The 25,790-nt window shown below is 59.8% G+C and carries 26 protein-coding genes; 11 read left to right on the top strand and 15 right to left on the bottom strand.

Features of this window, described 5'->3' with window-relative positions:
• Positions 1 to 22: 22 nt before the first annotated feature.
• Both AC1DNI_RS03560 and AC1DNI_RS03555 read right to left on the bottom strand, forming a co-directional pair.
• The gene (locus tag AC1DNI_RS03560) at positions 23 to 1,093 is read right to left on the bottom strand and encodes a DUF2778 domain-containing protein (RefSeq protein WP_477690840.1); all 1,071 of its coding nucleotides are present in this window, start codon (positions 1,091 to 1,093) and stop codon (positions 23 to 25) included.
• 409 nt (positions 1,094 to 1,502) lie between these two features.
• The gene (locus AC1DNI_RS03555) at positions 1,503 to 2,120 is read right to left on the bottom strand and encodes an ankyrin repeat domain-containing protein (protein WP_477690839.1); all 618 of its coding nucleotides are present in this window, start codon (positions 2,118 to 2,120) and stop codon (positions 1,503 to 1,505) included.
• A 285-nt stretch (positions 2,121 to 2,405) separates the two neighbouring features.
• Here AC1DNI_RS03555 and sugE point away from each other — a divergent pair, with 285 nt between their 5' ends.
• The 4 genes from sugE (at position 2,406) to AC1DNI_RS03535 (ending at position 5,274) form a co-directional block, all read left to right on the top strand.
• On the top strand, positions 2,406 to 2,720 hold the full coding sequence (gene sugE, locus AC1DNI_RS03550; RefSeq protein WP_027230456.1) for a quaternary ammonium compound efflux SMR transporter SugE: 315 nt from the start codon (positions 2,406 to 2,408) through the stop codon (positions 2,718 to 2,720).
• A 118-nt stretch (positions 2,721 to 2,838) separates the two neighbouring features.
• Positions 2,839 to 3,624: a molybdopterin-synthase adenylyltransferase MoeB gene (moeB, locus tag AC1DNI_RS03545; protein ID WP_477690838.1), complete on the top strand. Its 786-nt coding sequence runs from the start codon at positions 2,839 to 2,841 to the stop codon at positions 3,622 to 3,624.
• Positions 3,611 to 4,870, top strand: coding sequence for an aconitase X (locus AC1DNI_RS03540; RefSeq protein WP_477690837.1), 1,260 nt, complete (start codon positions 3,611 to 3,613; stop codon positions 4,868 to 4,870). The genes moeB and AC1DNI_RS03540 overlap by 14 nt, the downstream gene beginning before the upstream one ends.
• A complete protein-coding gene (locus AC1DNI_RS03535) occupies positions 4,867 to 5,274 on the top strand; it encodes an aconitase X swivel domain-containing protein (RefSeq protein WP_477690836.1) in 408 nt (135 codons plus the stop codon). The genes AC1DNI_RS03540 and AC1DNI_RS03535 overlap by 4 nt, the downstream gene beginning before the upstream one ends.
• 9 nt (positions 5,275 to 5,283) lie before the next feature.
• On the opposite strand, the gene AC1DNI_RS03530 is transcribed toward AC1DNI_RS03535, so the two are convergent.
• A complete protein-coding gene (locus AC1DNI_RS03530) occupies positions 5,284 to 6,285 on the bottom strand; it encodes a 2-hydroxyacid dehydrogenase (protein ID WP_027230460.1) in 1,002 nt (333 codons plus the stop codon).
• 182 nt (positions 6,286 to 6,467) lie between these two features.
• Here AC1DNI_RS03530 and AC1DNI_RS03525 point away from each other — a divergent pair, with 182 nt between their 5' ends.
• The 3 genes from AC1DNI_RS03525 (at position 6,468) to AC1DNI_RS03515 (ending at position 7,723) form a co-directional block, all read left to right on the top strand.
• Positions 6,468 to 7,028 carry an SH3 domain-containing protein gene (locus tag AC1DNI_RS03525; protein ID WP_477690835.1) on the top strand — a complete coding sequence of 187 codons (561 nt, stop codon included), beginning with the start codon at positions 6,468 to 6,470 and terminating at the stop codon, positions 7,026 to 7,028.
• Positions 7,029 to 7,094: 66 nt separating this feature from the next.
• Positions 7,095 to 7,340, top strand: a complete 246-nt coding sequence (locus tag AC1DNI_RS03520) for a type II toxin-antitoxin system Phd/YefM family antitoxin (RefSeq protein ID WP_477690834.1) — start codon at positions 7,095 to 7,097, stop codon at positions 7,338 to 7,340.
• Positions 7,337 to 7,723, top strand: a complete 387-nt coding sequence (locus AC1DNI_RS03515; RefSeq protein WP_477690833.1) for a type II toxin-antitoxin system VapC family toxin — start codon at positions 7,337 to 7,339, stop codon at positions 7,721 to 7,723. The genes AC1DNI_RS03520 and AC1DNI_RS03515 overlap by 4 nt, the downstream gene beginning before the upstream one ends.
• Before the next feature lie 59 nt (positions 7,724 to 7,782).
• Here AC1DNI_RS03515 and irrA read toward each other — a convergent pair whose 3' ends face one another.
• On the bottom strand, positions 7,783 to 8,214 hold the full coding sequence (gene irrA, locus AC1DNI_RS03510; protein WP_027230464.1) for an iron response transcriptional regulator IrrA: 432 nt from the start codon (positions 8,212 to 8,214) through the stop codon (positions 7,783 to 7,785).
• A 315-nt stretch (positions 8,215 to 8,529) separates the two neighbouring features.
• On the opposite strand from irrA, the gene fabA reads away from it, so the two are divergent.
• The 3 genes from fabA to fabI all read left to right on the top strand — a co-directional run bounded on the left by fabA (position 8,530) and on the right by fabI (position 11,198).
• Entirely contained in the window at positions 8,530 to 9,045 is a 516-nt protein-coding gene (gene fabA, locus AC1DNI_RS03505; protein WP_027230465.1) for a 3-hydroxyacyl-[acyl-carrier-protein] dehydratase FabA, read from the top strand.
• A gap of 36 nt (positions 9,046 to 9,081) precedes the next feature.
• The gene (fabB, locus tag AC1DNI_RS03500) at positions 9,082 to 10,308 is read left to right on the top strand and encodes a beta-ketoacyl-ACP synthase I (RefSeq protein WP_091919939.1); all 1,227 of its coding nucleotides are present in this window, start codon (positions 9,082 to 9,084) and stop codon (positions 10,306 to 10,308) included.
• Positions 10,309 to 10,382: 74 nt separating this feature from the next.
• Positions 10,383 to 11,198, top strand: coding sequence for an enoyl-ACP reductase FabI (gene fabI / locus AC1DNI_RS03495; RefSeq protein WP_477690832.1), 816 nt, complete (start codon positions 10,383 to 10,385; stop codon positions 11,196 to 11,198).
• Between the two features lie 65 nt (positions 11,199 to 11,263).
• Here fabI and AC1DNI_RS03490 read toward each other — a convergent pair whose 3' ends face one another.
• The 10 genes from AC1DNI_RS03490 to rimP form a co-directional block, all read right to left on the bottom strand.
• Positions 11,264 to 12,280 carry a class I SAM-dependent methyltransferase gene (locus tag AC1DNI_RS03490; protein WP_477690831.1) on the bottom strand — a complete coding sequence of 339 codons (1,017 nt, stop codon included), beginning with the start codon at positions 12,278 to 12,280 and terminating at the stop codon, positions 11,264 to 11,266.
• A gap of 76 nt (positions 12,281 to 12,356) precedes the next feature.
• Positions 12,357 to 14,501 (bottom strand): polyribonucleotide nucleotidyltransferase, encoded by a 2,145-nt coding sequence (pnp, locus tag AC1DNI_RS03485; RefSeq protein WP_091919943.1) that lies wholly within the window; start codon positions 14,499 to 14,501, stop codon positions 12,357 to 12,359.
• A gap of 207 nt (positions 14,502 to 14,708) precedes the next feature.
• Positions 14,709 to 14,978: a 30S ribosomal protein S15 gene (rpsO, locus tag AC1DNI_RS03480; RefSeq protein ID WP_027230470.1), complete on the bottom strand. Its 270-nt coding sequence runs from the start codon at positions 14,976 to 14,978 to the stop codon at positions 14,709 to 14,711.
• A gap of 208 nt (positions 14,979 to 15,186) precedes the next feature.
• A complete protein-coding gene (locus AC1DNI_RS03475; RefSeq protein WP_477690830.1) occupies positions 15,187 to 16,437 on the bottom strand; it encodes a hypothetical protein in 1,251 nt (416 codons plus the stop codon).
• 86 nt (positions 16,438 to 16,523) lie between these two features.
• The gene (gene truB / locus AC1DNI_RS03470) at positions 16,524 to 17,495 is read right to left on the bottom strand and encodes a tRNA pseudouridine(55) synthase TruB (protein WP_477690829.1); all 972 of its coding nucleotides are present in this window, start codon (positions 17,493 to 17,495) and stop codon (positions 16,524 to 16,526) included.
• Between the two features lies 1 nt (position 17,496).
• On the bottom strand, positions 17,497 to 17,949 hold the full coding sequence (rbfA, locus tag AC1DNI_RS03465) for a 30S ribosome-binding factor RbfA (protein WP_027230472.1): 453 nt from the start codon (positions 17,947 to 17,949) through the stop codon (positions 17,497 to 17,499).
• Positions 17,950 to 18,026: 77 nt separating this feature from the next.
• Complete coding sequence (gene infB / locus AC1DNI_RS03460) at positions 18,027 to 20,759, bottom strand: translation initiation factor IF-2 (RefSeq protein WP_113279719.1); 2,733 nt, start codon at positions 20,757 to 20,759, stop codon at positions 18,027 to 18,029.
• Positions 20,756 to 21,397, bottom strand: a complete 642-nt coding sequence (locus AC1DNI_RS03455) for an RNA-binding protein (RefSeq protein WP_036813405.1) — start codon at positions 21,395 to 21,397, stop codon at positions 20,756 to 20,758. The genes infB and AC1DNI_RS03455 overlap by 4 nt, the downstream gene beginning before the upstream one ends.
• An 81-nt stretch (positions 21,398 to 21,478) precedes the next feature.
• Positions 21,479 to 23,083, bottom strand: a complete 1,605-nt coding sequence (gene nusA, locus AC1DNI_RS03450) for a transcription termination factor NusA (protein WP_027230474.1) — start codon at positions 23,081 to 23,083, stop codon at positions 21,479 to 21,481.
• A 51-nt stretch (positions 23,084 to 23,134) separates the two neighbouring features.
• Positions 23,135 to 23,806: a ribosome maturation factor RimP gene (rimP, locus tag AC1DNI_RS03445; protein WP_477690828.1), complete on the bottom strand. Its 672-nt coding sequence runs from the start codon at positions 23,804 to 23,806 to the stop codon at positions 23,135 to 23,137.
• Between the two features lie 271 nt (positions 23,807 to 24,077).
• Between rimP and AC1DNI_RS03440 the strand changes: the two genes are divergently transcribed.
• On the top strand, positions 24,078 to 24,242 hold the full coding sequence (locus AC1DNI_RS03440) for a hypothetical protein (protein WP_477690827.1): 165 nt from the start codon (positions 24,078 to 24,080) through the stop codon (positions 24,240 to 24,242).
• Positions 24,243 to 24,272: 30 nt separating this feature from the next.
• Here AC1DNI_RS03440 and AC1DNI_RS03435 read toward each other — a convergent pair whose 3' ends face one another.
• Positions 24,273 to 25,790 (bottom strand): tripartite tricarboxylate transporter permease, encoded by a 1,518-nt coding sequence (locus tag AC1DNI_RS03435; protein ID WP_153666505.1) that lies wholly within the window; start codon positions 25,788 to 25,790, stop codon positions 24,273 to 24,275.

Below are 25,790 nucleotides of genomic sequence, written 5' to 3'. Positions count from 1 at the left end.
CGGCTTCCAGGCAGGAAGCGGATTACCGCGAGGCAACGCTCGTCGTCGATGCCGGCATCCGGGCGACGACGACAAGCTGCGTGACCTCACCCCGCTTGAAGGCCGCAAGGAACCGGCGGTAATCCTTGAACGACACGCAGCCATTTGAATCGCCGCGCGGGCCAAGCATGTAGGTATGGGCTAGCAGTCCGTCGCGGCCAAAAAGCTTGCTTGGATCGAGGGGATTGAGCCGGATCGCCTCGACGCCGTGGAAGAGGGCCTCGCGCATCGTCAGCCGGTAGGTATGTGGTGGCGTTGCGCCGCGCATCTTCTTGTGCACGGAGCGTGGATCGTCACGCAGCGGACCAAGTCCGGAATGCGCCTCAAGACGCTCGCCATTCGGCATGTAGACGGTCTTGGCCGAGATATCGTAGATCGCGGTGCGATTACGGGTAAAGAGCCGGGTCGCCGGCGGTTCGTAGGACGGCGCAACATCGCGAATGTCGTTGTCCTGCGGTGCATAGGCAAGAAGCTGCGGCGTTGCGCGCTTGGCCAGCCGCGCCGGACGGTTGGGACGGATGCCGGGCAGCGGGACTTCGGCCGCATCGTCGGCATCGTCAAGCCCCGGGTCCTTCTCAGCCAATACCAGGCTGAACGGACCGTCTGACGGATAACCCGCAGCGGCGGGCGCACCGGCCAAGGCGACTTGCGGTGAAGGCGGCTCATCGAAGGTGCTGTAGGACCGTACGGAAGCGACATGCATTGTATCGAGGCCCGACGCCCGGACGCCGAACGCATCCTCTTCAAGCGGTGACGTTGCCGCCAGAACGAACTTCGGCTTCGGCGGCGTGATGACGACGATTTCGCCGGTAGCCGAGATCACCGAGCCCTCGTCCATATCGGTAGCCTGCCAGGCCGTGCCGGTGAGTTCCGGAACGCGGGGATATTTGGGATTGACGCGAACCGGGACGAGGTTGGGTGCGAGCGCGATGCTGCTCGGGCCAAACGCCCGTTCACCCGGCCTGTAGCTGTCAGCGAGCGCGCTGCCCTCGGACCGCGAGGCCACGGCATGGTGCAGTGTAACGGCAAGAATGATCGCGCCGATCGCAGTCATGATTCCGAGACTTGCAAGAAAGGCGGCGGAGGTTAGTCCGGGACCCCGACGACGGCCATTTTTTTGCGAAGGCTTTCCGCCCGCCCCGACTGCAAACGCCATGATACTCGTACCCACACTGCTCAACCCACGCGACAGTCCGCGCAAAACCACGCTTACCGTGGCAAAACTGAGGCTGCGGGCAACAAAACCGCGTCCTCAATCCGCGACTGTCCTGCATGAACAATGAAGAATCTTGGTTACCAATTGATTGAGAGGGACAAGGATTTTTTCCATTTCCCGCGGCAGCGCTAACGCACATCCGCGATGGATCCTCGGGTCAGGCCCGAGGATGGTGGCAGGGGGTGTGCCGGCTGGCGGAGAGGTCGCTAGGAGGTAGCTGTGGCGAGCACAATGAGCAGCATGCCGTTTACTGCAGCAGCGTCACGATCTGCGCATAGCCTTTCGCGCGTGCGTGCTGCAGCGCCGTGACACCGTCTCTGTCGGCAAGCGCCTTGTTCGCACCGGCATCCACAAGCAGCTTGACGATCGCAATATGGCGGGGACCGCCGTCGCCGAGAATGACCGCTTCGAGGAGTGCTGTCCAGCCGAGCTTGTTGACATGGTCGACATCAACGCCGGCCTCGATAAGCGTGCGGACGGTTTCGATGTGACCGCGCTCCGACGCCGGGATCAGTGCCGTGCCGCCGTAGCGATTGGTGCTCTTTAGATCCGCACCATGGGCGAGCGTCATGCGAAGGATTTCGAGGTGACCGCGCGCACCGGCATAAAGATAGGGACTATCCTCGATCCTGTCCTTGGCATTCACATCGGCGCCGGCATCGATCAGCATGCGTGCTGCCTCGATGCGGTTGGCATGCGTTGCGACGAGCAGCGCCGTTTCGCCGCGTTCGTTCCGCACATCGGGATCAACCCCTTGGGCGAGCAACGACCGCAAGGTCGTCGTGTCGCCGCCATGCGCGGCTTCAATCAGTTCAAGTGCCTTCGTGTCAGCCATCGCAACTCCCCGCGTAGATATCAGCGTCATGCATACTAGGAGCGCCCGCCGGGTTAAACCGTTCGGGAGCTTCCGATTATTGTTCATCCTTATTTTTCTCCATGCTGTTGCGTGCCGGAACAGGTGAATGTGGCTCCCTGTCGCCGTTCATCCGCCTTGAACATAAACAACAAAATTAGTCATCGCGCGACAGGCTTGCCATTCACATTGCCGTTTCCTAAATAGACCTCGTGAGGACGACCTCAACGCCGCTGGATTTCCGGCGCTTCCAGACAAATCCGGGACGGCCCGAGCAAATATGTGAAGGAGGTCGTCATGGCCTGGATAATACTCGTCGCTGCGGGACTCTTTGAAATCGGTTGGGCCATCGGGCTCAAATATACCGATGGCTTTACCCGCCTTACTCCCTCGATCCTTACCGCCGGCAGCATGGTCATCAGCGTTGTGTTGCTTGGCCTGGCACTGCGCGATCTTCCCGTCGGCAGTGCCTATGCGGTCTGGACGGGGATCGGCACGGTCGGCACTGCGCTTCTTGGCATGTATCTTTTTGCCGAGCCCGCGACGGTCGTCCGTCTTGTCTGCATCGGCTTGATCGTTGCCGGCATCGGCGGGCTGAAATTTCTCGCCTGAGTGCAAATCGGCCGTGCATTTCGAGACGTTCTTGCTCTAGTGTCGATCTGGACGAGCGCCTCCAATCGCACCAATCGCATTGGAGGCTGACCGGCAAAGTGGATAGCCAGCGCAGAAAATGATCGACGAGCAAAACACCGCCCTCTCCCAAGCTGAAATCGAACGCTATGCGCGCCATATCATCCTTGGCGAGATCGGCGGTCCCGGCCAGCAGAAGCTGAAACGTGCCCGGGTGCTCGTTGTCGGTGCCGGCGGCCTCGGCGCTCCGGTGCTGCAGTATCTCGCCGCCTCAGGCGTCGGCACGCTCGGGATCATTGACGATGATCGCGTTTCACTCTCAAACCTGCAGCGCCAGATCATACATAGCTCCGACCTCGTCGGATCGGCCAAGGTCGAAAGTGCCGCGCGGGCCATCGCCGCGATCAACCCGCATGTCACCGTCGAGACCCATGAGACGCGTATCGCCAGGGAGAATGCCGCCGATCTCGTGCGCCGCTACGATATCATCGTCGACGGATCGGACAATTTCGACACGCGCTATCTGTTGGCCGACGTTTGCCTTGAGGAAAAGCGGCCGCTGATTTCGGCAGCGCTTGGACGGTTCGACGGTTCGGTCACGACTTTGATGCCCTATGCCGCGAACCCTGCCGGCGAGGCCAATCCATCCTATCGCGATCTCTTTCCCAATCCGCCACCACCGGGACTGCTTCCGGCCTGTGCCGAGGCCGGCGTACTCGGTGTCCTGCCAGGCGTCATTGGCACCTTGCAGGCGACGGAAGTCATCAAGCTCATTACCGGAATTGGTGAACCGCTGGTCGGACGGCTCCTGCTCTATGATGCGCTGACCTCGCGTTTCGAAACGATCAAGTACAAGGCGCGCAAGCGTTCGGATGATGCCGCTTGAACTGACTGCGGAACAGCGATCGATTGCCGAAGGTGCGGGCGGTGACGGCGCCGCGATGGCGATGCGGATCGTTGCAGCAACTGCGCGGCTGATGGGCGCGCCCTCCCTCATCCCCATTGCTTCAGCCCATATTGACGGTGCGCTTTACCACGGTGACTCCGGAACGCTTTTTGCCGAAAAGCTCGTTGAAGGCAGGGCAAAAGTCGCCGTGCGCGCTACACTCAATGTCGGCTCCATCGATCTTACCGGCTGTTCAAGGAACCGGCTGCCGCCTCACGAGCGGCTAATGGCGCGGCGCATGATGGACGCCTATCGCAAGCTCGGCTGCGAGCCGAGCTGGACCTGCGCGCCCTATCAGGCGGGCCATCGTCCGGCCCCCGGCACGGACGTCGCCTGGGGCGAATCCAATGCGGTCGTGTTCTGCAATTCGGTGCTGGGCGCCCGCACCAACCGCTATGGCGATTTTCTCGACATCGCCTGCGCGATTGCCGGCTTTGCGCCCTACTACGGTTTTCACCTCCGGGAGAACCGCCGCGCAACCGTGGTGTTCGATGTGTCGGGTCTCGACCCTGCCTTTCTGGCTTCCGAAGTGGCCTTTCCCATTCTTGGCAGCCTCTACGGCCGTGAGCTTGGCGGCGCGGTCGGCGTCGTTTCGGGGATTGCCCGCCATCCCGGCGAAGACGCTTTGAAAGCCTTTGGCGCCGCGGCCGCTTCAGCGGGAGCGGTCGGGCTTTTTCACGTGTCGGGCGTGACACCGGAAGCACCCGATCTTGACACCGCGCTCCAGCATCAGCCGCCGGAGATGACTATCCATGTCAGCGAGGAAATGGTCGCAGATTCGCGCCGGCGGCTCTCCACCGTTTCAGGCACAGACAGGCTCGATGCCGTCGCCATCGGCAGCCCGCATCTGTCGGGTGAGGAGTTCAACCAGCTTCAACAGCTCGTCGCCGGCCGGAAGCTTAAAATCCCGCTCTATGCCTGCACCGGCCGCCACGCATTGGCGGAGCTGGAAGCCAATGGCGGCCGCAAGTCTCTCGAAGACGCGGGGGTTGTCATCGTTGCTGATACCTGCGTCGTCGTCACGCCCATCTTGCCGGAGGCAGAAGGTGCTGTGCTCATGACCAACTCCGGCAAGTTCGCCCACTATGCGCCGGGCAATACCGGTTATGGCGTGCTCTATGGGTCGATGGCCGAATGTGTGGAAAGCGCCGTTGCGGGTCGGCCGCGTTTCGGAGCCGCGTCATGAAGGCGAAGGTTCTGGTTGCGGGCGCCGCAGCCGAGGGCCCGGCACTCGTCCTTTCTGCGGCGATCAGTTTCTGGGGCGGGGTCAATCCCAAGACGGGATTGATCGAAGACGTGCGCCATCCCGAGCACGGTGCCTCGATTGCCGGAACGATTCTTTGCCTGCCCGGGACAATCGGTTCCTCATCGGCCGCTGCAGTGCTGCTTGAGCTGGTTTCCGTCAATCTTGCGCCGGCGGCAATCATTCTGCACGAACCGGATGCTATTCTCCTTCTCGGGCTCATCGTGGCACAGGAGATGGGCTACCAAACGCCGATCGCCGTTGAACTCGACCGCGAGAAATTCGAAGGGCTGAATGGGGAGAAGGTCCGGATCGCCGTCGATGGTGATATCGCTGTCGCTGCGTGAATTCCGCCGTCAAACGCGATCGGGCAAGACGCGATCCGGTGGGCGGTGACCATCGATAAAGGTGCGGATATTGATGATCACCTTCTCGCCCATGTCGATGCGCCCTTCGAGAGTCGCCGAGCCCATATGCGGCAGGATGACCACCTTTCCCTGTTTGGCGAGCTTGCGCAGCTTGGAATTCACTGCGGGTTCGTGCTCGAACACGTCGAGCGCCGCCCCGGCGAGCTTGCCCTGTTCCAGCTGCTCGATAAGTGCGTGCTCATCGATGATCTGGCCGCGCGCCGTATTGACGATAAACGCCGTCGGCTGCATCAGCGCCAGGCGTCTTGCCGAAAGCAGGTGGAACGTGGCCGGGGTCGAAGGGCAATTGACCGAGATGATGTCCATGCGGGCCAGCATCTGGTCGAGGCTCTCCCAATAGGTCGCCTCTAGTTCCTCTTCGGTACGCGGATTGACCGGCTTGCGGTTGTGGTAATGTATGGAAAGGCCAAAAGCCTTGGCGCGGCGCGCCACCGCAGTGCCGATGCGGCCCATGCCGACGATGCCGAGGCGCTTGCCCCAGATGCGGCGGCCTAGCATCCAGGTCGGACCCCAGCCCTCCCACTTGCCATCGTCGAGAAGGATCGATGCGCCTTCGACCAGGCGGCGCGGGGCGGCGAGCAGAAGAGCCATGGTCATGTCGGCCGTGTCTTCCGTCAGAACGTTCGGCGTGTTGGTAACGGTAATGCCGCGCTTGCCGGCGGCAACGACGTCGATATTGTCGGTGCCGTTGCCGAAGTTGGCGATCAACCGGAGGTTGGGTCCAGCGGCAGCAATAATCTCTTCGCTGATGTGGTCGGTGATGGTGGGGACGAGCACATTGGCAGTTTTGACCGCCTCGATCAATTCGGCCTTGGTCAGCCGCCGGTCATCGACATTCAGCCGGGCCTCAAAAAGCTCGCGCATGCGGGTTTCAATGGGATCCGGCAATTTGCGAGTTATGACGACCAGAGGCTTCTTGCTCACCAATATTCCCCTCCCATTTGACAGCGCTATTGAGACCTCTTTAACCAAGTCATTGCAAACTGCAATTGCTCTTTGCGCTCCTCCACTTGTCTATCAAGGCGGCGCATCAAAGACAAAGAAAAATAGGGATCGTCCGCCATTCTGCCGAAAAACGCGCGGATTGAGGCCCGGACGACGAAGGACCGACCTTGTTGAATATTGGAACTTTTCGCCGTTTCCTGACTGCCGCCAGCCTCGCTGCAGCCGTGACGCTGGGGCTGCCATTCACCTTGCCGGCTTTCGCACCGGCGCAGGCAGCGCAGGTCGGGCCCAGCGGCCTGCCCCTGCCGCGATTCGTCAGCCTGAAGCCCGGTCGCGTCAATCTGCGCGTTGGCCCGGGCCGCGACTATGCGGTGACGTGGCTCTTCCTGAAGTCTGGCCTCCCGGTCGAGATCGTCCAAGAATTCGACAACTGGCGTCGCATCCGCGATTCCGAAGGCACGGAAGGCTGGGTCTATCAGTCATTGCTCTCGGGCAAGCGAACGGCTCTGACGGCACCATGGCAACGGGACAAGGACGGCGCCATGCTCAATGTCTATCGCAGCGCCGACGATCAATCCGCGCTCGTCGCCAAGGTCCAGCCGGGCGTGCTTGGAACTTTGAAAGCCTGTAACGGCACCTATTGCCGCGTCGTTTTCAGCGGTGCCAGCGGCTGGATAAAGCAGCCTGACATCTGGGGCGCCTACCCGGACGAGAAATTCGACGATTAAAACGTGTACTTGTTTCGCCCAAACGAGTAGACTAAGTCTAATAGACTAAGTCCGACAGGTGACACAATGCGAACTGTTAATATTCATGAAGCAAAGACGCACCTTTCGCGTCTTGTCGAACAGGCCTCAAACGGGGAACCGTTCATCATTGCCAAGGCCGGAAAGCCGATGGTCAAGGTGAGCGCAGTCGACCTTCAAGATACGCCGCAACCAAAGCGCCTTGGGTTTCTGGCTGGCCAGATCGATGTCCCCGACGATTTCAACGAGATGGGCAAAGAGGAAATAGAGGCTCTATTCAGCATTGCCAAATGAGGTTGCTGCTCGATACACATCTTATCCTTTGGGCGGCGGCGTTCGCCGACAGACTTTCCGTTGATGCACGATCGCTCTTCACGAATCCGGAGAACCAACTGGTCTTCAGCGCCGCCAGTCTATGGGAAATCGCGATAAAGCAGGGATTGGAACGCTCCGACTTTCGGGTGGATGCGCGCATCCTCCGTCGCGGTTTATTGGACAATGGCTATGCCGAGTTGGCGATCACGAGCGAACACACCGTTGCCGTCGCAGCGTTGCCGCAGATCCACAAGGACCCGTTTGACCGCATACTTGTGGCACAGGCCATGTCTGAGGGAATAACGCTCGTAACTTCGGATCCGATCGTTGCGCGCTATCCCGGTCCGATACGGCTGGTTTAAAGCTCGGCGGCCGGCGCTTTCGTCGACCTTCTGCTTCGCAGGGTGTATTGATAGATCGTTTAGCCGCGCTTCTTGCGCAGGCGGATCACGATATCGACGTTGACGATTTCCATTCCCTCTGGCACGGGCGGCAGGTGCCCGACCATCGCCGAACCATCGGGAATATCGATGACCTCATTGGCGCCTTCGACGAAGAAGTGATGATGGTCCGAAACATTGGTGTCGAAATAGGTCTTCGCACCCTCAACGGCGAGGATGCGCAGCATTCCCGCCTGGGTGAACTGGTGCAGGGTGTTATAGACGGTTGCCAGCGAAACCGGCACATTGGCGCCCTGTGCCTCTTCGTGCAGTTCCTCGGCTGAAAGGTGCCTGTCGCCCTTCGAGAAGATCAGGCTGGCAAGTGCGATGCGCTGACGGGTCGGCCTCAGACCAGCAAAGCGCAAGCGCTCCTGCAAGGAAACATCAGCTTCTATTTCGTAAGAAACATGCATGGCCCGTCTGCCACTCCGTTAACCACATCCAAAACCACACCACCGGCAAAGTGCCCCTCATGCGCACTATTTGATATATGCTGTCTTGCGAAATCGATCAATAGGCAGCATTTAGGCCATTCGTCTAAGTCGGATTCCGGCCGATATTCTGTCATAAGAATTTCACAGAAGGCACAACGAAGCCAAGGGTTCCATTTGACTTCGGATTGCTCTAGAGAGCGTTTTCAGGCGGAAACAGTCTGTGATAGGGTCCGCATGCGCAGGAGCGTCTTGCATTCCGTGCGCCAACGTCAAAAGCAGTCGATGGGAGAAAGAATGCCAGAACAGAAATCAAGCTACGGGTATGAGGAGCTTCTTGCCTGTGCCCGCGGAGAGATGTTCGGTCAGGGCAATGCGCAGTTGCCGGCTCCGCCCATGCTGATGTTCGACCGCATCACTGAGATTTCTGAGACAGGCGGCGAAAACGGCAAGGGCTATATCCGCGCCGAGTTCGATATCAAACCCGACCTCTGGTTCTTCCCCTGCCACTTCATCGGCGATCCAGTCATGCCCGGCTGCCTCGGCCTCGATGCCATGTGGCAATTGACCGGCTTTTACCTCGGCTGGCTGGGCGAGCCCGGCAAGGGCCGCGCGCTCTCGACAGGTGAAGTCAAATTTACCGGCATGGTCACACCAAAGACCAAACTTGTCGAATATGGTATCGACTTCAAGCGCGTCATGCGCGGTCGTCTCGTCCTTGGCATTGCCGATGGCTGGCTAAAGGCCGACGGCGAAACTATCTATAAGGCAACCGACCTGCGGGTTGGCCTGTTCAAGGAAAGCGCTGCCTGAGCCTTCAGCCAGCGCAACACCTTCAAGGAGATCGCGATGCGGCGAGTGGTTGTGACGGGCATGGGTATCGTGTCCTCTATCGGCAATAACACGCAGGAAGTGCTGGAATCCCTGCGGACTGCAAAGTCAGGCATCGTCTTTGCCGAAGAATATGCGAAGTATGGATTCCGCAGCCAGGTTCACGGCGCTCCGACACTCGATCCATCGACCCTGGTCGACCGCCGCGCCATGCGCTTCCACGGAGGCGGGACGGCATGGAACCATGTCGCCATGGACCAGGCAATCGCCGATGCCGGTCTCGAGGCGGACCTGATCTCCAACGAACGCACGGGAATCATCATGGGATCCGGCGGTTCATCGACGCGCACCATCGTCGAGGCCGCCGAGAAGACCATCGAATCCGGATCGAGCAAGAAGGTCGGCCCATTCGCCGTACCGAAAGCCATGTCTTCGACAGCTTCGGCAACACTCGCCACCTGGTTCAAGATCAAGGGCGTCAACTATTCGATCTCTTCCGCCTGTGCCACGTCCAATCATTGCGTCGGCAATGCGTTTGAGATGATCCAGTATGGCAAGCAGGACATGATGTTCGCCGGCGGCTGCGAAGACCTTGACTGGACCCTCTCGGTCCTCTTCGACGGCATGGGGGCGATGTCCTCGAAGTTCAACGATCGTCCGGCGGTCGCCTCGCGCGCATACGACAAGAATCGCGACGGCTTCGTCATCTCCGGCGGTGCGGGCGTGCTTGTTCTCGAAGAACTCGAACATGCCAAGGCCCGGGGCGCCAAGATCTATGGCGAACTCGTCGGCTATGGCGTCACCTCCGACGGCGCTGACATGGTCGCGCCAAGCGGCGAAGGCGCAGCCCGGTGCATGCGCATGGCGATTGCCAATGTCAAAGGACCGATCGACTACATCAATCCGCACGCCACATCGACGCCAGTCGGCGATCTTAAGGAAATCGAGGCCATTCGCGAGGTCTTCGGGTCCGGCAATCAGTGCCCGCCAATCTCGGCGACGAAGTCGTTGACCGGCCACTCGCAAGGCGCAACTGGCGTGCATGAGTCGATCTATTCGCTTCTTATGATGAACCACGACTTCATCGCCGAGAGCGCCAATATCGAGGAGATCGATCCCGCCTTCGGCGACATGCCTATTGCGCGCAAGCGGATCGACAATGTCAAATTGAACACGGTTCTCACCAATTCCTTCGGATTTGGCGGCACGAACGCTTCGCTGGTGTTCCAGCGCTACGACGGTTAAGGGGAGAGCCGAATGGATCGTCTCGTCAGCCGAGCAACAGAATGCGGCCAGCGTGGCCAGGAAAGGCTCTGAACATGGGTGATTTGATGAAAGGCAAGCGCGGTCTCATCATGGGGGTCGCGAACAGCCATTCCATTGCCTGGGGAATTGCCAAGGAACTTGCGGCCAATGGCGCCGAGCTTGCCTTTACCTATCAGGGCGAAGCGTTCGGCAAGCGCGTCGCGCCGCTGGCGGAACAGCTCGGATCAAAATTCCTGCTGCCCTGCGATGTGGAAGATATCGCCACGGTGGATGCTGTATTCGACACGCTGGAAAAGGAATGGGGCTCGCTTGATTTCGTGGTGCACGCCATCGGCTTTTCCGACAAGGCGCAGCTCAAGGGACGCTATGCCGATGTGACGACGCGCGACAATTTCAGCCGCACGATGGTCATATCCGCCTATTCCTTTACCGAAGTTGCCCAGCGCGCCTCCAAGCTCATGAAGGAGGGCGGCTCGATTCTGACCCTGACCTATGGTGGTTCGACGCGCGTCATGCCCAACTACAATGTCATGGGCGTCGCCAAGGCCGCGCTGGAAGCGATGGTGCGCTATCTCGCCGCCGACTACGGACCGGAAGGTATTCGCGTCAACGCAATCTCGGCGGGTCCTGTGCGCACGCTTGCCGGTGCCGGCATCGGCGATGCCCGCGCCATGTTCTCCTACCAGAAGCGCAATGCGCCCCTGCGGCGCACTGTCGACATCGAGGATGTCGGCCGCTCGGCGCTCTACCTTCTGTCGAATCTTTCGAACGGCGTTACCGGCGAAATCCACTACGTCGATTCCGGCTACAACATCGTCTCGATGCCGACGCTGGAAGAACTGAAGAAGTCCGACGACGACAAGGAATAAGATAAGGTTTGAGGTATTCAGAAAGGCCCGCCGGCGATGCGCTGGCGGGCCTTTCTGTTTCTATGTCACTTCTTTGCTTCGATGATCTTGTAGCCGGCATTGTCCTCCAGCGGTGTCACCGTGCGAAACAGCGCCTTCAGCCCGGCTTCGTAAGGCATCTGGCGGTTGGCGACGAGAAGGAGGCGACCGCCTGGCTTCAATCGCTTGGCCGCCGCCGCGATGAACCCCTGCCCCATGGTCGGATCGGCGCTGCGTGCGGCATGGAAAGGCGGGTTCATGACGATGGTGTCGTAGATATCCGCAATTGCTTCGCGGTTGACGTCGTGCCAACGGAACGACACCGGAATGTCGGCAAGTCCAACCACATTCTGGCGTGCCGCTTCCACCGCCTCGAAATCGGCTTCATAAAGCGCCAGCGACTTCATTTTGTCGGCGTGACCGAGAAGTTCGCTGGCAAGATAGCCCCATCCTGCACCGAAATCCGCAACATGGCCGCTGATGCGTCCTTCGAAATGCTTTGCAAGAAGCGCCGACCCCTTGTCGATCGCCATGTGCGAGAACATGCCCGGCGCTGTGGTGTATCGGTCTTCGACTCGAACAGAGAGCGGCTTCAGCGCTTCGACGCTATCGCTGGCCAGCTTTTCGGGGCGCGTCAGCCAGAAGGCGACGGCGTGGTGCTTGGAAAGGCGGTCCATGACTGGCGCAAAAGTCTCGACCGTCCTGCGGAAACTGTCGATACCCAGCTTCTTGTCGCCGGCGACGACAATCGTGCCTCCGGGCCTGACGTGGGTGAAAGCCTGGGCGAGCCAGGCTTCGTTACGGCCGCGGTGCTTCCCGATCAGGATCAGCGCACCATCAAATGTCTGCGGGCCGTCAAGGCGCGGAACCGTATTGAACCCGGCCTTTTCAAGGTCGATGAAATCCGGCCTGATAGGCTGGAGACAGGTCAGGATATCGCGCCATGCGAGAGCAATGTCCCGGTTCGCTTCGGCGCCGAGAAACAGCCAGCGTTGGCCCTCGGGAACCGGTAAGATTTCGTTTTCAAAGGGTAGAAAAAGCGTTTTGAGTGCGCCGTCGGTCATCGCCTTATCCATTCTGGTCGTTCAAGAAAAAAGCGCGCCACAAGGGCGCGCTCTTCAATTGCGTTCGCTCGAGAAGTTACTCTGCGTCTTCTTCCGCAGGCTTCTTTTCCTGAACGATTTCCTTGCCGGTTTCCTGATCGACGACCTTCATCGAGAGGCGAACCTTGCCGCGCTCGTCAAAGCCCATGAGCTTGACCCAGACCTTCTGGCCTTCCTTGACCACATCGGAGGTCTTGGCAACACGCTCGGAAGCGAGCTGCGAGATATGGACCAGGCCATCGCGCGGGCCGAAGAAGTTGACGAAAGCGCCGAAGTCGGCGGTCTTGACGACCGTGCCCTCGTAGATTTCGCCGACTTCCGGTTCAGCAACGATCGAATGGATCCACTTGCGCGCAGCTTCGATTTCCTTGGCCGAGGACGAGGCGATCTTGACCGTACCGTCATCTTCGATGTTGATCTTCGCGCCGGTCTTTTCGACGATTTCGCGAATGACCTTGCCGCCAGAGCCGATGACATCACGAATCTTGTCGGTCGGGATGTTCATGACTTCGATGCGCGGCGCGAACTCGCCGAGTTCCGAACGGCCTTCGGTGATGGCCTTCGCCATTTCGCCGAGGATGTGGACGCGGCCGTCCTTGGCCTGAGCCAATGCAACCTTCATGATCTCTTCGGTGATGCCGTCGATCTTGATGTCCATCTGCAGGGCGGTGATGCCACCTTCCGTGCCGGCGACCTTGAAGTCCATGTCGCCAAGATGATCCTCGTCACCAAGGATATCGGAGAGAACTGCGAACTTTTCGCCTTCGAGGATCAGGCCCATGGCAATACCTGCAACCGGACGAAGCAGCGGGACGCCTGCATCCATCAGGGCCAGCGAGGTACCGCAAACCGTTGCCATCGACGAGGAACCGTTGGATTCCGTGATCTCCGAAACGGTGCGCAGCGTGTAGGGGAACTGTTCCTTGGCCGGGAGCACCGGATGGATGGCACGCCAGGCAAGCTTGCCATGGCCGATTTCACGACGGCCGGGCGAACCCATGCGTCCCGTTTCACCGACCGAATAGGGCGGGAAATTGTAGTGGAGCATGAAGGTTTCTTTGTACATGCCGGTGAGCGAGTCGACATACTGTTCGTCTTCGCCGGTGCCGAGCGTGGCAACGACGATGGCCTGGGTCTCACCACGGGTGAACAGGGCCGAACCATGTGTGCGCGGCAGGATACCGACTTCCGAGACGATCGGACGAACGGTCTTCAGATCACGGCCATCGATACGGCTGCCCGTGTCGAGGATGTTCCAGCGAACGATCTTGGCCTGAACCGACTTGAAAACAGTCGCAATCTCTTCAGCCGAAAATTCCGGCTCCTCGACGCCTTCCGGGAAGAAATGCGCCTTGACCTTGGTCTTGGCGGCATCGACGGCTGCATAACGCTGCTGCTTGTCGGTGATCTTGTAGGCGGCGCGCAGATCGTCTTCGGCGACTTTCAGAACGGCGGCTTCTACGGCCGAAAGGTCTTCGGAGACGAAATCGCGCGGCTCCTTCGCAGCAACTTCAGCCAGCTTGATGATCGCGTCGATCACCGGCTGGAAGCTGCGATGACCGAACATGACTGCGCCGAGCATGACGTCTTCGCCGAGTTCCTGTGCTTCCGATTCAACCATCAGAACCGCATCGCCTGTGCCGGCAACGACGAGGTCGAGCTTGGATTCGACCATCTCATCGACCGTCGGGTTCAGCTTGTACTCGCCGCCGATATAGCCGACGCGTGCGCCGCCGATCGGTCCCATGAAGGGAACGCCGGAAAGCGTGAGCGCCGCCGAGGCGCCGATCATCGAGACGATATCGGGATTGTTTTCGAGGTCATGCTGGATGACGGTAAGGACGACCTGCGTGTCGTTCTTGTAGCCATCGGCAAAGAGCGGGCGGATCGGGCGGTCGATGAGACGCGAAACAAGCGTTTCGTTCTCGCTCGGACGGCCTTCGCGCTTGAAATAGCCGCCTGGTATCTTGCCGGCGGCATAGGTCTTTTCCTGGTAGTTGACCGTCAGCGGGAAGAAGTCCTGGCCCGGCTTCGGTTCCTTGGCGGAAACGACGGTGGCAAGGACCACGGTCTCGCCATAGGTGGCAAGCACGGCGCCGTCGGCCTGACGGGCGATCTTGCCGGTTTCAAGAATGAGCGGACGACCGCCCCATTCGATTTCAACCTTGTGTTGATTAAACATGTCTTGTCCTTCATTGGAAGGCAACGCGCACCCTTTGGTGCCGCGATGATCTTCCGTTTCGTTTCAGACCAATCACGGGCAAGACAACGTGCAACTCCCCAAGCCGAGTTGCCAGCAATCCTGCCCCATGATCTGTCTCATGGTAGTTTCACCCCGCGAGGGATGAAAAGAACCGGCGGCGCAAGGAGCGACCGCCGGTCCAGTCTGTTAGCGGCGCAGGCCGAGCTTTCCGATCAGCGTCTGGTAGCGCGTCTCATCAACCTTCTTGAGATAATCGAGAAGGCTGCGGCGCGTCGAGACCAGCTTGAGCAGACCACGGCGGGAATGGTTATCCTTCTTGTGGTCTTTGAAATGGTCGGTCAAATTGACAATGCGTTCCGTCAGCACCGCAACCTGGACTTCCGGAGAACCGGTATCGCCTGGCTTGGTTGCATATTCGGAGATCACTGCCTGCTTGCGTTCAGCGGTAATCGACATCGTATATCCTTTCTTTGGAAGGGAAAAACAGGATGCCCACGGCCGGGATGTCGTCCAGCGGGGGCCGGTTAAAGCGAGAGCAATGCTTGTCGCTGGGGGCCGTATAGTCGAAAACGCGGCAAATTACCAGCCGCAAATGATTCGATGGACAGGTGGTCCCAAGCGTGGGCCGGCGAAGGCACGTGTCATCGCTTTTTCCAGCTTTTAACTACGGCAGCTTCGCCACCCAGGGGGTCGGCCAGATAGGAACTTCGCAGGGCCGTTGGCATTTCGCGATTGCCTCACTCCAGGACGGATAGCCAGCCATGTCAGAACGCAGACGTGAGGTTGACAGCACGCCTTGCACGAGGATCAGCAACAGCAGACAAACTGTAGCCGGCCTCAATGCGCTCCTCGACGCGAGCAATATGAGGATAATTAGGGCGAGAAATCCTGTGGCAAAATATCTTGAACCGCCCAAGGCCGATATCTGCGCGATTTTAGCCTCTATGGTCCCGATGGAACCGAGCGTCTGGATGAGACTTACGAAAGCCCATATGCCCAATATCAACATGGCCTGTTTGCTGAATTTGTTGGCGACCAGCAAGAGCCACACAAAGCAGGCGGCGATAGCGGCGACTGCAAGCAATGCAACGCTACCAGACGGACCTCTTATAAGTGAACCAATCGCGTCTGTTGTCCGCACACCCAATATCGGGGTGAAAATGGTCTGCAACAGCATTGGAGCCAACAGGACTCTTGGGCCAAAGGTTGGGTCGCGGCTGCTAAGCCCGAATTCGATCATGACGCCCAATTGCACCAATGCACATAGTCCGAGTAGGACGCCCAATAAAAAGTGGTTTTTTGATCGGGTCAGGAACGCCTGTAAAATGTAGAAAGGCGCCAATAAAACGGACGGAATACCTGTAAGGCCACATGCAATGACCCAGGCGGAGACCCAGAAAACCCATGCTGGGCTTTTACCTTTGAGGTCCGAGAGGCAAAGGATCAGAATCGAGAGCGCGGCAATCCATTGCATATTTGTGGCCGTCGCATAAATCTCGACGAACGACGGCGATGTGGTCCAGGCCAACATCGCTAAAACGCAGAGCCAATAAGGAACTCCATTGGCTCTAAGAAAAAGTCCAAACTGCAGGACGACGCCAGCGAAAATGCCAACAGAAGTATAAGTCGTCACCCATGGGGCGTAGCCTGGCGTGACGGCAGCAGCCAATCCCGTCAGAAGATTGGTGAGAAACTGATAGTTTCCATTAAACACGAACGTAAAGACGTAGGGGAGAAAGTCAGTTTGAAGGGCGGCAGGATAGTAGCTGCTACCTTCTTCAGCCCAAAAACGGGGATCCGTGAACAGCTGTGGGGCAAGAAGGATCTGTCCCAGCAAGAACAGAATCGGTAGCAAGAACCAGATTGGCTCCCACAGCTTTTCGACAGTTTTGTTGGAAGAAAGGTCGATAAGCATCACTCTTTTCAAACGTAAGTTGGCATGCGCGAATAGCTGCGCGCTTGAATGCAAGATGGGTTTAGTAATGTCAATTGGCCTTGATGCTAAGCCGTAAACACCCGCTTCGGCTTGAACTGGCCCTGCTCGATGAAACCGATCGCAAGCAGCTTGCCGCGGCTCGTGACACAAGCTTCGTCAGCCTCGACCGGCGCGTCGCGGCCGCGCAGTATAACTGGATTGCCCATGCGGATGCGGTGCGCCTGATCGTCGGAAACCGCCACCTGCGGCAGGCAGTCGAGCGCAGCGCCTGTCTCGATGAGGAAGGCATCCATCACGGCAAAGCGCTCGGCGATTGCCTGATAGGATTGCTCGCCGGCCTCTTCGCCTTCGGGTACAGGCGGGTGCGCCGCCTCAAGTTCGGCCAAGGTCACGAAATCCTGTTCGTCGAACGGCGCGACTTCGATGCGGCGCAGATCCGCAATATGGCCATAGCAGCCCAGATCGCGTCCCATGTCGCGTGCGAGCGAGCGCACATAGGTGCCCTTGCCGCACTCGACTTCGAATATTGCCGTCGAATCGTCGGGCCGCTCTATGAGTTCGAGCCGGTCGATCTCGACTTCGCGGGCGGGTATTTCGATTTCCTCGCCGCCGCGGGCAAGGTCATAGGCACGTTCGCCAGCGATCTTGATCGCGGAGAACTTTGGCGGGACTTGCTCGATCACGCCGGTATATTTGGGCAGGATCGCCTTGATCGCGGCCTCGTCCGGCCGATCGGCCGACGTCAGCGTTACTTCGCCTTCAAGGTCGTCGGTCGTGCGTTCTGCACCCCAAGTGACCGTGAAGCGATACATCTTGGTTCCGTCCATCACATAGGGAACCGTCTTCGTCGCTTCACCAAGGGCAATGGGCAGCATACCGGAGGCAAGCGGATCAAGCGTTCCGGCGTGTCCGGCCTTTTCCGCCTTGAAAAGCCATTTGATCTTGGAAACGGCTTCGGTCGAACCCATGCCTTTCGGCTTGTCGAATATCAGCCAGCCGGATACCGGGCGGCCCTTCTTCTTACGCTGTCTTGCCATCCTAGTCGTTACCGTCGTGTCCGGGAACATCGCCGGGATTTGGCTCGCCGCCATCATCGTCATCATCGGCATGAAGGTCGCGGGTTACTTCCGGCTTGCGCAAAAGCGCATCGATCTTCGCGTAATTATCGAAGCTGGTATCGATGCGGAAGCGGAACTCCGGCATGTACTTCATCTGCTTCAGGTACGGCGCGGCGCGGCCGCGAATGAACTTGGCGCTCTTGTTGAGCGCCGTGATAACGCCTTCGCTGTCGGTGGCGCCGACCGGCGAGACGAAGCACGTCGCGATCTTCAAGTCCGGCGACATGCGCACTTCCGAGACGGCAACCACGGCATTTTCGAGCGTCGGATCACGAACCTCGCCGCGCTGGAGCACCTGCGCAACTGCGTGGCGCACCTGCTCGCTGACGCGCAACTGGCGTTGTGAGGGACCTGATGATGCAAAACGAGACATAACGATCTTATCCAAATAACGATAACGGACCGCCGGCTTTCATCCCGGCGGTCCCATCGATCTTAACAAAGACGCTTTTACAGCGTGCGGGTGACGTGCTCGACGCGGAAAGCTTCGATCGTATCGCCTGCGCGAATGTCGTCGTAGTTTTCGAACGCCATACCGCATTCCTGGCCCGCCGGCACTTCGGAAACTTCGTCCTTGAAGCGCTTGAGCGTCTTGAGCTTGCCTTCATGGATGACAACGTTGTCGCGGATGAGGCGTACGCCTGCACCACGTTCGACCTTGCCTTCCGTAACGCGGCAACCGGCAACCTTGCCGACCTTGGTGATGTTGAAGACTTCGAGGATCTCCGCGTTGCCGAGGAAGGTCTCGCGCCGTTCTGGCGACAGAAGTCCCGACATGGCTGCTTTCACATCGTCCACGAGATCGTAGATGATGTTGTAGTAGCGGATTTCGATGCCTTCGCGCTCGGCAAGGTCACGTGCCTGCTTGTTGGCACGCACGTTGAAGCCGATGATCGCAGCATTGGAGGCCTCGGCAAGCGCGATATCGCTTTCCGTAATACCGCCCGCGCCAGAATGGATGATCCGGGCACGGACTTCGTCGGTGCCGAGCTTATCCAGCGCGCCGGAAATGGCTTCGATCGAGCCCTGCACGTCACCCTTGATCAAGAGCGGGAACTCCTTCTGGCCTGACACCTGCAACTGGCTCATCATCTGCTCGAGCGAGCCGCGCGAACCTGCCTGCTTGGCCACGGCCTTTTCACGGGCAAGGCGCGTACGGTATTCCGAGATCTCACGTGCTTTGGCTTCGTTCTCGACAACCGCGAAGCGATCGCCTGCCTGGGGCGGACCCTGCAGACCGAGCACTTCCACCGGTGTTGCCGGACCTGCTTCCTTCATGTTCTCGCCGCGATCGTTGACCAGCGCGCGAACGCGGCCCCACTCGCTGCCGGCAACAATGATATCGCCAGGATGCAAGGTACCCTTCTGGACGAGCACGGTGGCAACGGAGCCACGGCCGCGCTCGAGCTTGGCTTCAATGACCACGCCCTCGGCGGTCCGGTGTGGATCGGCCCTCAGGTCGAGAATTTCGGCCTGGAGCAAGATGGCTTCAAGCAGCTTTTCGAGACCGGCGCCGGTCTTTGCCGACACTTCCACGTCGAGCGTTTCACCGCCCATCGATTCCACGAAAACTTCGTGCTGCAGCAGGCCATTGCGCACCTTCTGCGGATCAGCGGAAGGCTTGTCGATCTTGTTGATCGCCACGATGATCGGAACACCGGCCGCCTTGGCGTGATTGATCGATTCGATCGTCTGCGGCATGACGCTGTCGTCGGCCGCGACGACAAGGATCGCAATGTCCGTCGCCTGAGCACCGCGGGCACGCATTGCCGTGAAGGCGGCGTGGCCGGGCGTATCGATGAAGGTGATCTTCTGGCCGTTCTGCTCGACCTGGTATGCGCCGATATGCTGGGTGATGCCGCCAGCTTCGCCGGAGACGACGTTGGCATGGCGGATGGCATCGAGCAGCGAGGTCTTGCCGTGGTCGACGTGACCCATGATGGTGACGACCGGCGGACGTGGCTCCAGTGCTGCAGCGTCATCCTCAACGTTGAAGATGCCCTCTTCGACATCGGACTCGGCAACGCGGCGAACCGTGTGGCCGAATTCCTCGGCGATGAGCTGTGCCGTATCGGCATCGATCAGATCGCCCGGCTTCATCATCTGGCCTTCCTTCATCAGGAACTTGATAACGTCGACCGATCGCTCGGCCATGCGCTGGGCAAGTTCCTGAATGGTAATCGTTTCAGGCAGAATAACTTCACGCGCGATCTTCTCACGCGTTTCCTGTTGCATCCCGCGCTTGAACTTCTCCTGACGGCGACGCATCGCCGAGAGAGAACGGTTGCGGCCGCCTTCATCGTCAAGGGCAGCGCCCAGTGTCAGCTTGCCGCGACGGCGTTCGTCTTCACCACGAACAACCTTCGGCGCGCGCACTTCCGGCTTGGCCGGCACGGCGCTGGTACCGCGGCGGGCACCTGCTGGTCCACGGCGATCGTCTTCTTCCTCGGTAGCATTGGTCTTGCGCGCCGGAGCCTTCAGCGCCGAATCGTCGGCGGTCTTGAGCTCGGGCTGGCGCTTGCGCGATTCTTCCTCGGCCTTCTGCTTGGCTTCGGCCTCGCGGCGCAAACGCTCTTCTTCCTCGGCCTGGCGGCGGGCGGATTCCTCACGCTCCTTGGCGCGCAATGCATCTTCTTCCGCACGGCGCGTGGCTTCGAGCGCAGCTTTGGCGCGGTCTTCGGCGTCACGCGCCTTCGAACCTTCGAGCGCCTTGCGACGCGCTTCGAGCTCGGCGCTGGAGAGCGTGTTCAGCACCATGCCGGAACGGTCGTTCGGACGCTGGCCGGCGGGACGGTACGGCTGCTGCTGGCCGGAAGGACGCTGCTGCGGCTGCGCCGGGCGGGCGGTGGGCTGAGCGGCCGGCGCGGCAGTTGCCGTCGCTGCCGGACGCGGTGCAGCCGCAGGCGCGCTCACCGGCGCTGCCGCAGGCTGAACGGCTGGGCGAACCTGGGCCGGTGCGGGCGAAGGTGCAGGCGCCGGCGCGGCGGCAGCAGGAGGCGCGACCTCCGGCTTGTGATCCGGAAGATTAAACTTGCGCTTCTTGGTTTCAACCACAACAGACTTCGTCCGCCCATGGCTGAAGTTCTGGCGCACCGTGCTCTGTTCAACGCCGGGCCGCTTCAGGGTCAGGGTTTTCTTATTGACGCCAAGCGTCTTGTCGTCTGTCGATTTCGTATCGCTCATTCCGTTTCCGTTTCCTTCGCGGCAAATGCCGTTTTTGCGATGGCCTGATCCTCGGGGCCACCGCGAAAATGCTGAAGCAACCAGGCCCGCTTAACGAACCCGGCAGCTGCCATTCCCTTGAGTACGGCAGCATGTATCACATTTACCCCGCCCAATGCCAAATCCATTTCACTGCTTTCGAACAATGAAAGAGCGGGTATTTCCGGTCCGCCCGCATAAACTACCGAACGGCGGGCCTGGTCAAGCTTGCGAACACCATCTTCCGCCGCTTCATGGGCATGAAGAACGAGTGCGGCAGTACCGTTGCGGATGGCGGCGTCGACTTTTGCCGCCCCTGTTACCACAACCCCGGCCTTGCGCGCCAACCCAAAACTTCCCAGCGCGGATTTTGCGAGCATACGATCAACGACCGCTCCGAAATCGTCGGGGACGACAACGGCACCCTTCAATGCGCGCGGAAACAGCTTGCGCTTGACCGCTTCATCCAAATAGCGCCGCTCGGCCTTCACCCAGCATCCCCGGCCGGGAAGGCTGCGCTTCAGATCCGGCACAACCGTTCCGTCAGGGCCGGCGACAAACCGGATCATGTCGTCGACAGAACCGCTGTCACGCGTGACGATGCACGTCCTGTCGTTCATTTCCGGTTCCACGCCTCAATCGCCCTTCGATAATCCCGCATGACCCTTCCCGAATAGTCATGCAACTTTCGGGATCGAAGGTCAGCCGGCGACCTCTTCGTCGGAGGTGGCTTCCGCCGCCTCTTCCACAGCAAGGTCCTCTTCCGTGATCCAGCCTGCCTTCAGACGCGCGGCGAGGACCATTTGTTCCGCATCGGCGCGGCTGACATCAAACTGCGACAGGATGCCGGGGTAGTTGACCGTTTCGCCATCCTTGCGTTCGCGCCAGCCGGTGAGTTCGTCGACCGCATAGCCGGCGAAATCCTCGACCGTCTTGACGCCGTCTTCGCCGACCGCAACGAGAATGGCATTCGTCATTCCCGGCAGGTCGCGCAATTCATCGGAAACACCGAGTTCCTTGCGGCGCACATCCCGCTCTTCTTCGATGCGGGCAAGATATTCCTGGGCGCGCTGCTGAATTTCAGCCGCCGTTTCCTCGTCGAAGCCGTCGATTGAGGAAATGTCGTCGCTATCGACGTAGGCAATTTCCTCGACGCTGGCAAAGCCCTCGGAAGCAAGAACCTGGCCGACCATTTCATCGACGTCGAGCGCCTCCATGAAGAGGTTCGAACGTTCGACGAATTCCTTCTGGCGGCGCTCGGATTCTTCCTGCTCGGTGAGGATGTCGATATCCCAGCCTGTCAGCTGTGAAGCAAGGCGGACGTTCTGGCCACGACGACCGATCGCAAGTGATAGTTGGTCATCCGGGACCACAACTTCAATACGTTCGGCATCTTCATCGAGAACAACCTTGGCGACTTCGGCCGGCTGCAGCGCGTTGACGATGAAGGATGCAGGCTCCGGCGACCACGGAATGATGTCGATCTTCTCGCCCTGCAACTCGCCGACGACCGCCTGAACGCGCGAACCGCGCATGCCGACGCAAGCGCCGACGGGGTCGATGGACGAATCGCGCGAGATCACGGCGATCTTGGCGCGCGAACCCGGATCACGGGCAACCGACTTGATTTCGATGATGCCGTCATAGATTTCCGGCACTTCCATGGTGAAAAGCTTTGCCATGAACTGCGGATGCGTGCGGCTCAGGAAGATCTGTGGGCCGCGCTGTTCACGGCGCACATCGTAGACATAGGCGCGGACGCGGTCGCCATAGCGGAAGGTCTCGCGAGGGATGAGTTCGTCGCGGCGAATGATGGCTTCACCGCGGCCGAGATCGACGATCACATTGCCGTACTCGACGCGCTTGACGCTGCCGTTGATTATTTCGCCGACACGATCCTTGTACTCGTCATACTGACGATCGCGCTCGGCTTCGCGAACCTTTTGCACGATGACCTGCTTGGCGGACTGGGCAGCAATACGGCCGAAATCCATGGGCGGCAGCTGATCGGCGAGGAAATCGCCGACCTGCGCATCGGGATTGCGGTCGCGCGCTGCATCCATGCCGATCTGGGTGACCGGGTCTTCTACCGCATCGACCACTTCGAGGAGGCGCTGCAGCTTGATTTCGCCGGTCTTAGCGTTGATGTCGGCGCGGATATTGGTTTCCTGGCCATAACGCGAGCGGGCGGCCTTCTGGATGGCATCGGCCATTGCCGCAATGACGATCTCGCGGTCAATCGACTTCTCGCGCGCTACCGCGTCAGCGATCTGCAGAAGTTCTAGCCTGTTAGCACTGACTGCCATTTTCTTCTCCTTGGGTTCACCGCCGCGCTTCTCCCGCTGGCGTATGAAAGATCAATTCTTCTTTGTTTGTTCCTGGTCGGCGGCGGGCGTCGCATCGCTCGCTTCAGCCGCGTCCGCGTCGTCACCCGCGATGCGGCCTTCGCGCAGATCCTTGTCACGCCGCAGCGCGTCGCGGATAAGGTCGTCGGTCAATACCAGCCGCGCATCCGCGATCAATTCGAACGGGATTTCGACCACTGGACTGTCGCCATAGCTTGCCTGATCGCTTTCGACGGTAACCGCTTCATCAGATACCGCAGCGATGCGGCCGCGAAACTTCTTGCGCCCCTGGTGGATCGCCGAGGTATCGACCTTGACGATATGACCGGCCCAGGTGGTGAAATCCGACTTGCGGACCAGCGGGCGATCGATGCCGGGCGATGAAACCTCGAGATGGTAGTGGCGATCGATCGGATCCTCGACATCAAGCACCGGCGACAAGGTGCGGCTGACCAGTTCGCAATCCTCGACGGTCATGGTGCCGTCATTGCGCTCGGTCATGATCTGCAGGGTCAAGCCGTTAAGGCCCGTCAGACGGACCCGGACCAGCCGGAAGCCTATCGAAGTCAGGACCGGCTCGATGATACCGGCGACGCGCGCATCAACCCCGGTCTCGGTAATGATCCGCTCGTCGGTCGCGCCGCTTGCGGCTGCTTCCTGTTGTGTATTGGCGCTTTCAGTCACGCAGAAATGTTCCTTGTTTCGGCCTTAAGAAACAAAAAAGAGCGGGACCGGTCTGGACCCACTCCTGTTCTATCGACCAAGAATATGACTTCTATATACCGAATTGCCGTTAAGGTTTCAAGCGCCGAGACGCATTTCATCTTCTGGTACACGGCAGCGTGCATTGCAATGCATTTGCGCATGGCTGCCTTGCAGCGGTGGGCCTAACGGCGAAGGCTCAGCGTTCCTATCTTTGTTGCATCGCAGCATGGATGCGAGAAGGATGGAAAAAATGACCAGGAAAAATGAAACCAGCAGGATCGGCCGCTTCTTCAATGTATGGGGCAGTGCTGTCGCGGTGGCATCGGCCACGCGCACCGGCTACCAGCCGGCCGCCTCGGATCTGCGTGCGCTCGGCATCGATCCGGTCCAGTTCAACGCGATCCACCGGAACTAAAAAGTCCCGGCGGATCATCGATGACGCTGATCAGTCCTCGTTAGCCGCGAGGGCCGACAGGACCTTGCCTTTGCCGCGTGCCCGCATGATGAGCGGCACCACGACGGCGCAGACTGCGAGCAGCAGCAGTATCACCGCGATCGGCGAGTGCACGAGCACCGTCGGATCGCCCTGGCTGATGGCGAGAGCGCGGCGAAGCTGCTGCTCGGCCATCGGCCCGAGGATAAGCCCGACGACGACTGGCGCGATCGGATAGCCGAAGAGGCGCAGCACATAGCCGAGCACGCCGAAGGCCAGGAGCATGCCGAGCTCGAAAGTAGACGGGTTTGCCCCAATCGTGCCAAGCGTCGCGAAGACCAGGATGCCTGCATAGAGCCAATGCCGCGGGATCGACAGCAATCGTACCCACAGCCCGACGAGCGGTAGGTTCAAGACGAGCAGCATGAAGTTGGCAACGAGCAGGCTCGCAATCAAACCCCAGACGATCTGCGGATTGTTCGCAAACAAGAGCGGTCCTGGCTGCAGGCCGAACTGCTGGAAGCCGGCGAGCATGATAGCCGCCGTCGCGCTCGTCGGCAGGCCGAGGGTCAGAAGTGGTACGAGCGTACCGGCGGCGGATGCATTATTGGCAGCCTCCGGACCGGCCACGCCTTCAATAGCGCCCTTGCCAAACTCCTCCGGCCGTTTTGCCAGCTGTTTTTCCACCGAATAGGACAGGAATGTGCCGATCTCGGCACCGCCGGCTGGCATGGCGCCAATCGGGAAGCCGATGGCGGTTCCGCGCAGCCATGGTTTCCACGAACGCGACCAATCCTCGCGGCTCATCCACACAGAGCCCTTGACCGGCTCGATCTTCTCTTCGGCCGTGCTGCGCGAGGCGGCAACGGCCAGGGTTTCGCCGATGGCAAAGAGCGCGACCGCAAGTGTCGTCACCTCGATGCCGTCGAGAAGATCCGGAATGCCGAAGGCGAGACGCGCCTGCCCGGTTTGCAGATCGATGCCGACCAGTCCCATCGCAAGGCCGAGGAACAGCGCCGTCAAGCCGCGCAACGTCGAATCGCCGAACGCGGCCGAGACGGTCATGAAGGCAAGGATCATCAGGGCAAAATATTCCGCTGGGCCGAACGACAGCGCGAATTTGACAATGGTCGGCGCAATCAGCGCCAGCGCCATTGTCGCTATGAAGCCGGCAACGAACGAACCGATGGCGGCTGTCGCGAGCGCCGGACCACCGCGCCCGGCCCGCGCCATCTTGTTGCCCTCGAGCGCAGTGACGATCGAGGCGCTTTCGCCGGGCGTGTTCAGGAGGATCGACGTCGTCGAACCACCATACATGCCGCCATAGTAGATGCCGGCGAACATAATCAGCGAGCCGGCTGGATCGAGCTTGTAGGTAACGGGAAGCAGAAGCGCCACGGTAAGCGCCGGTCCGATGCCGGGAAGAACGCCGACGGCAGTGCCGAGTGTTACGCCGATCAACGCGTAGAGCAGATTGAGCGGCTGCAGGGCAACGGCGAAACCATTTGCCAGAAGAGTAAAACTATCCAT

Source organism: Phyllobacterium sp. 01N428, assembly GCF_056399405.1.
This window is presented reverse-complemented; position numbering and strand designations above follow the sequence as displayed.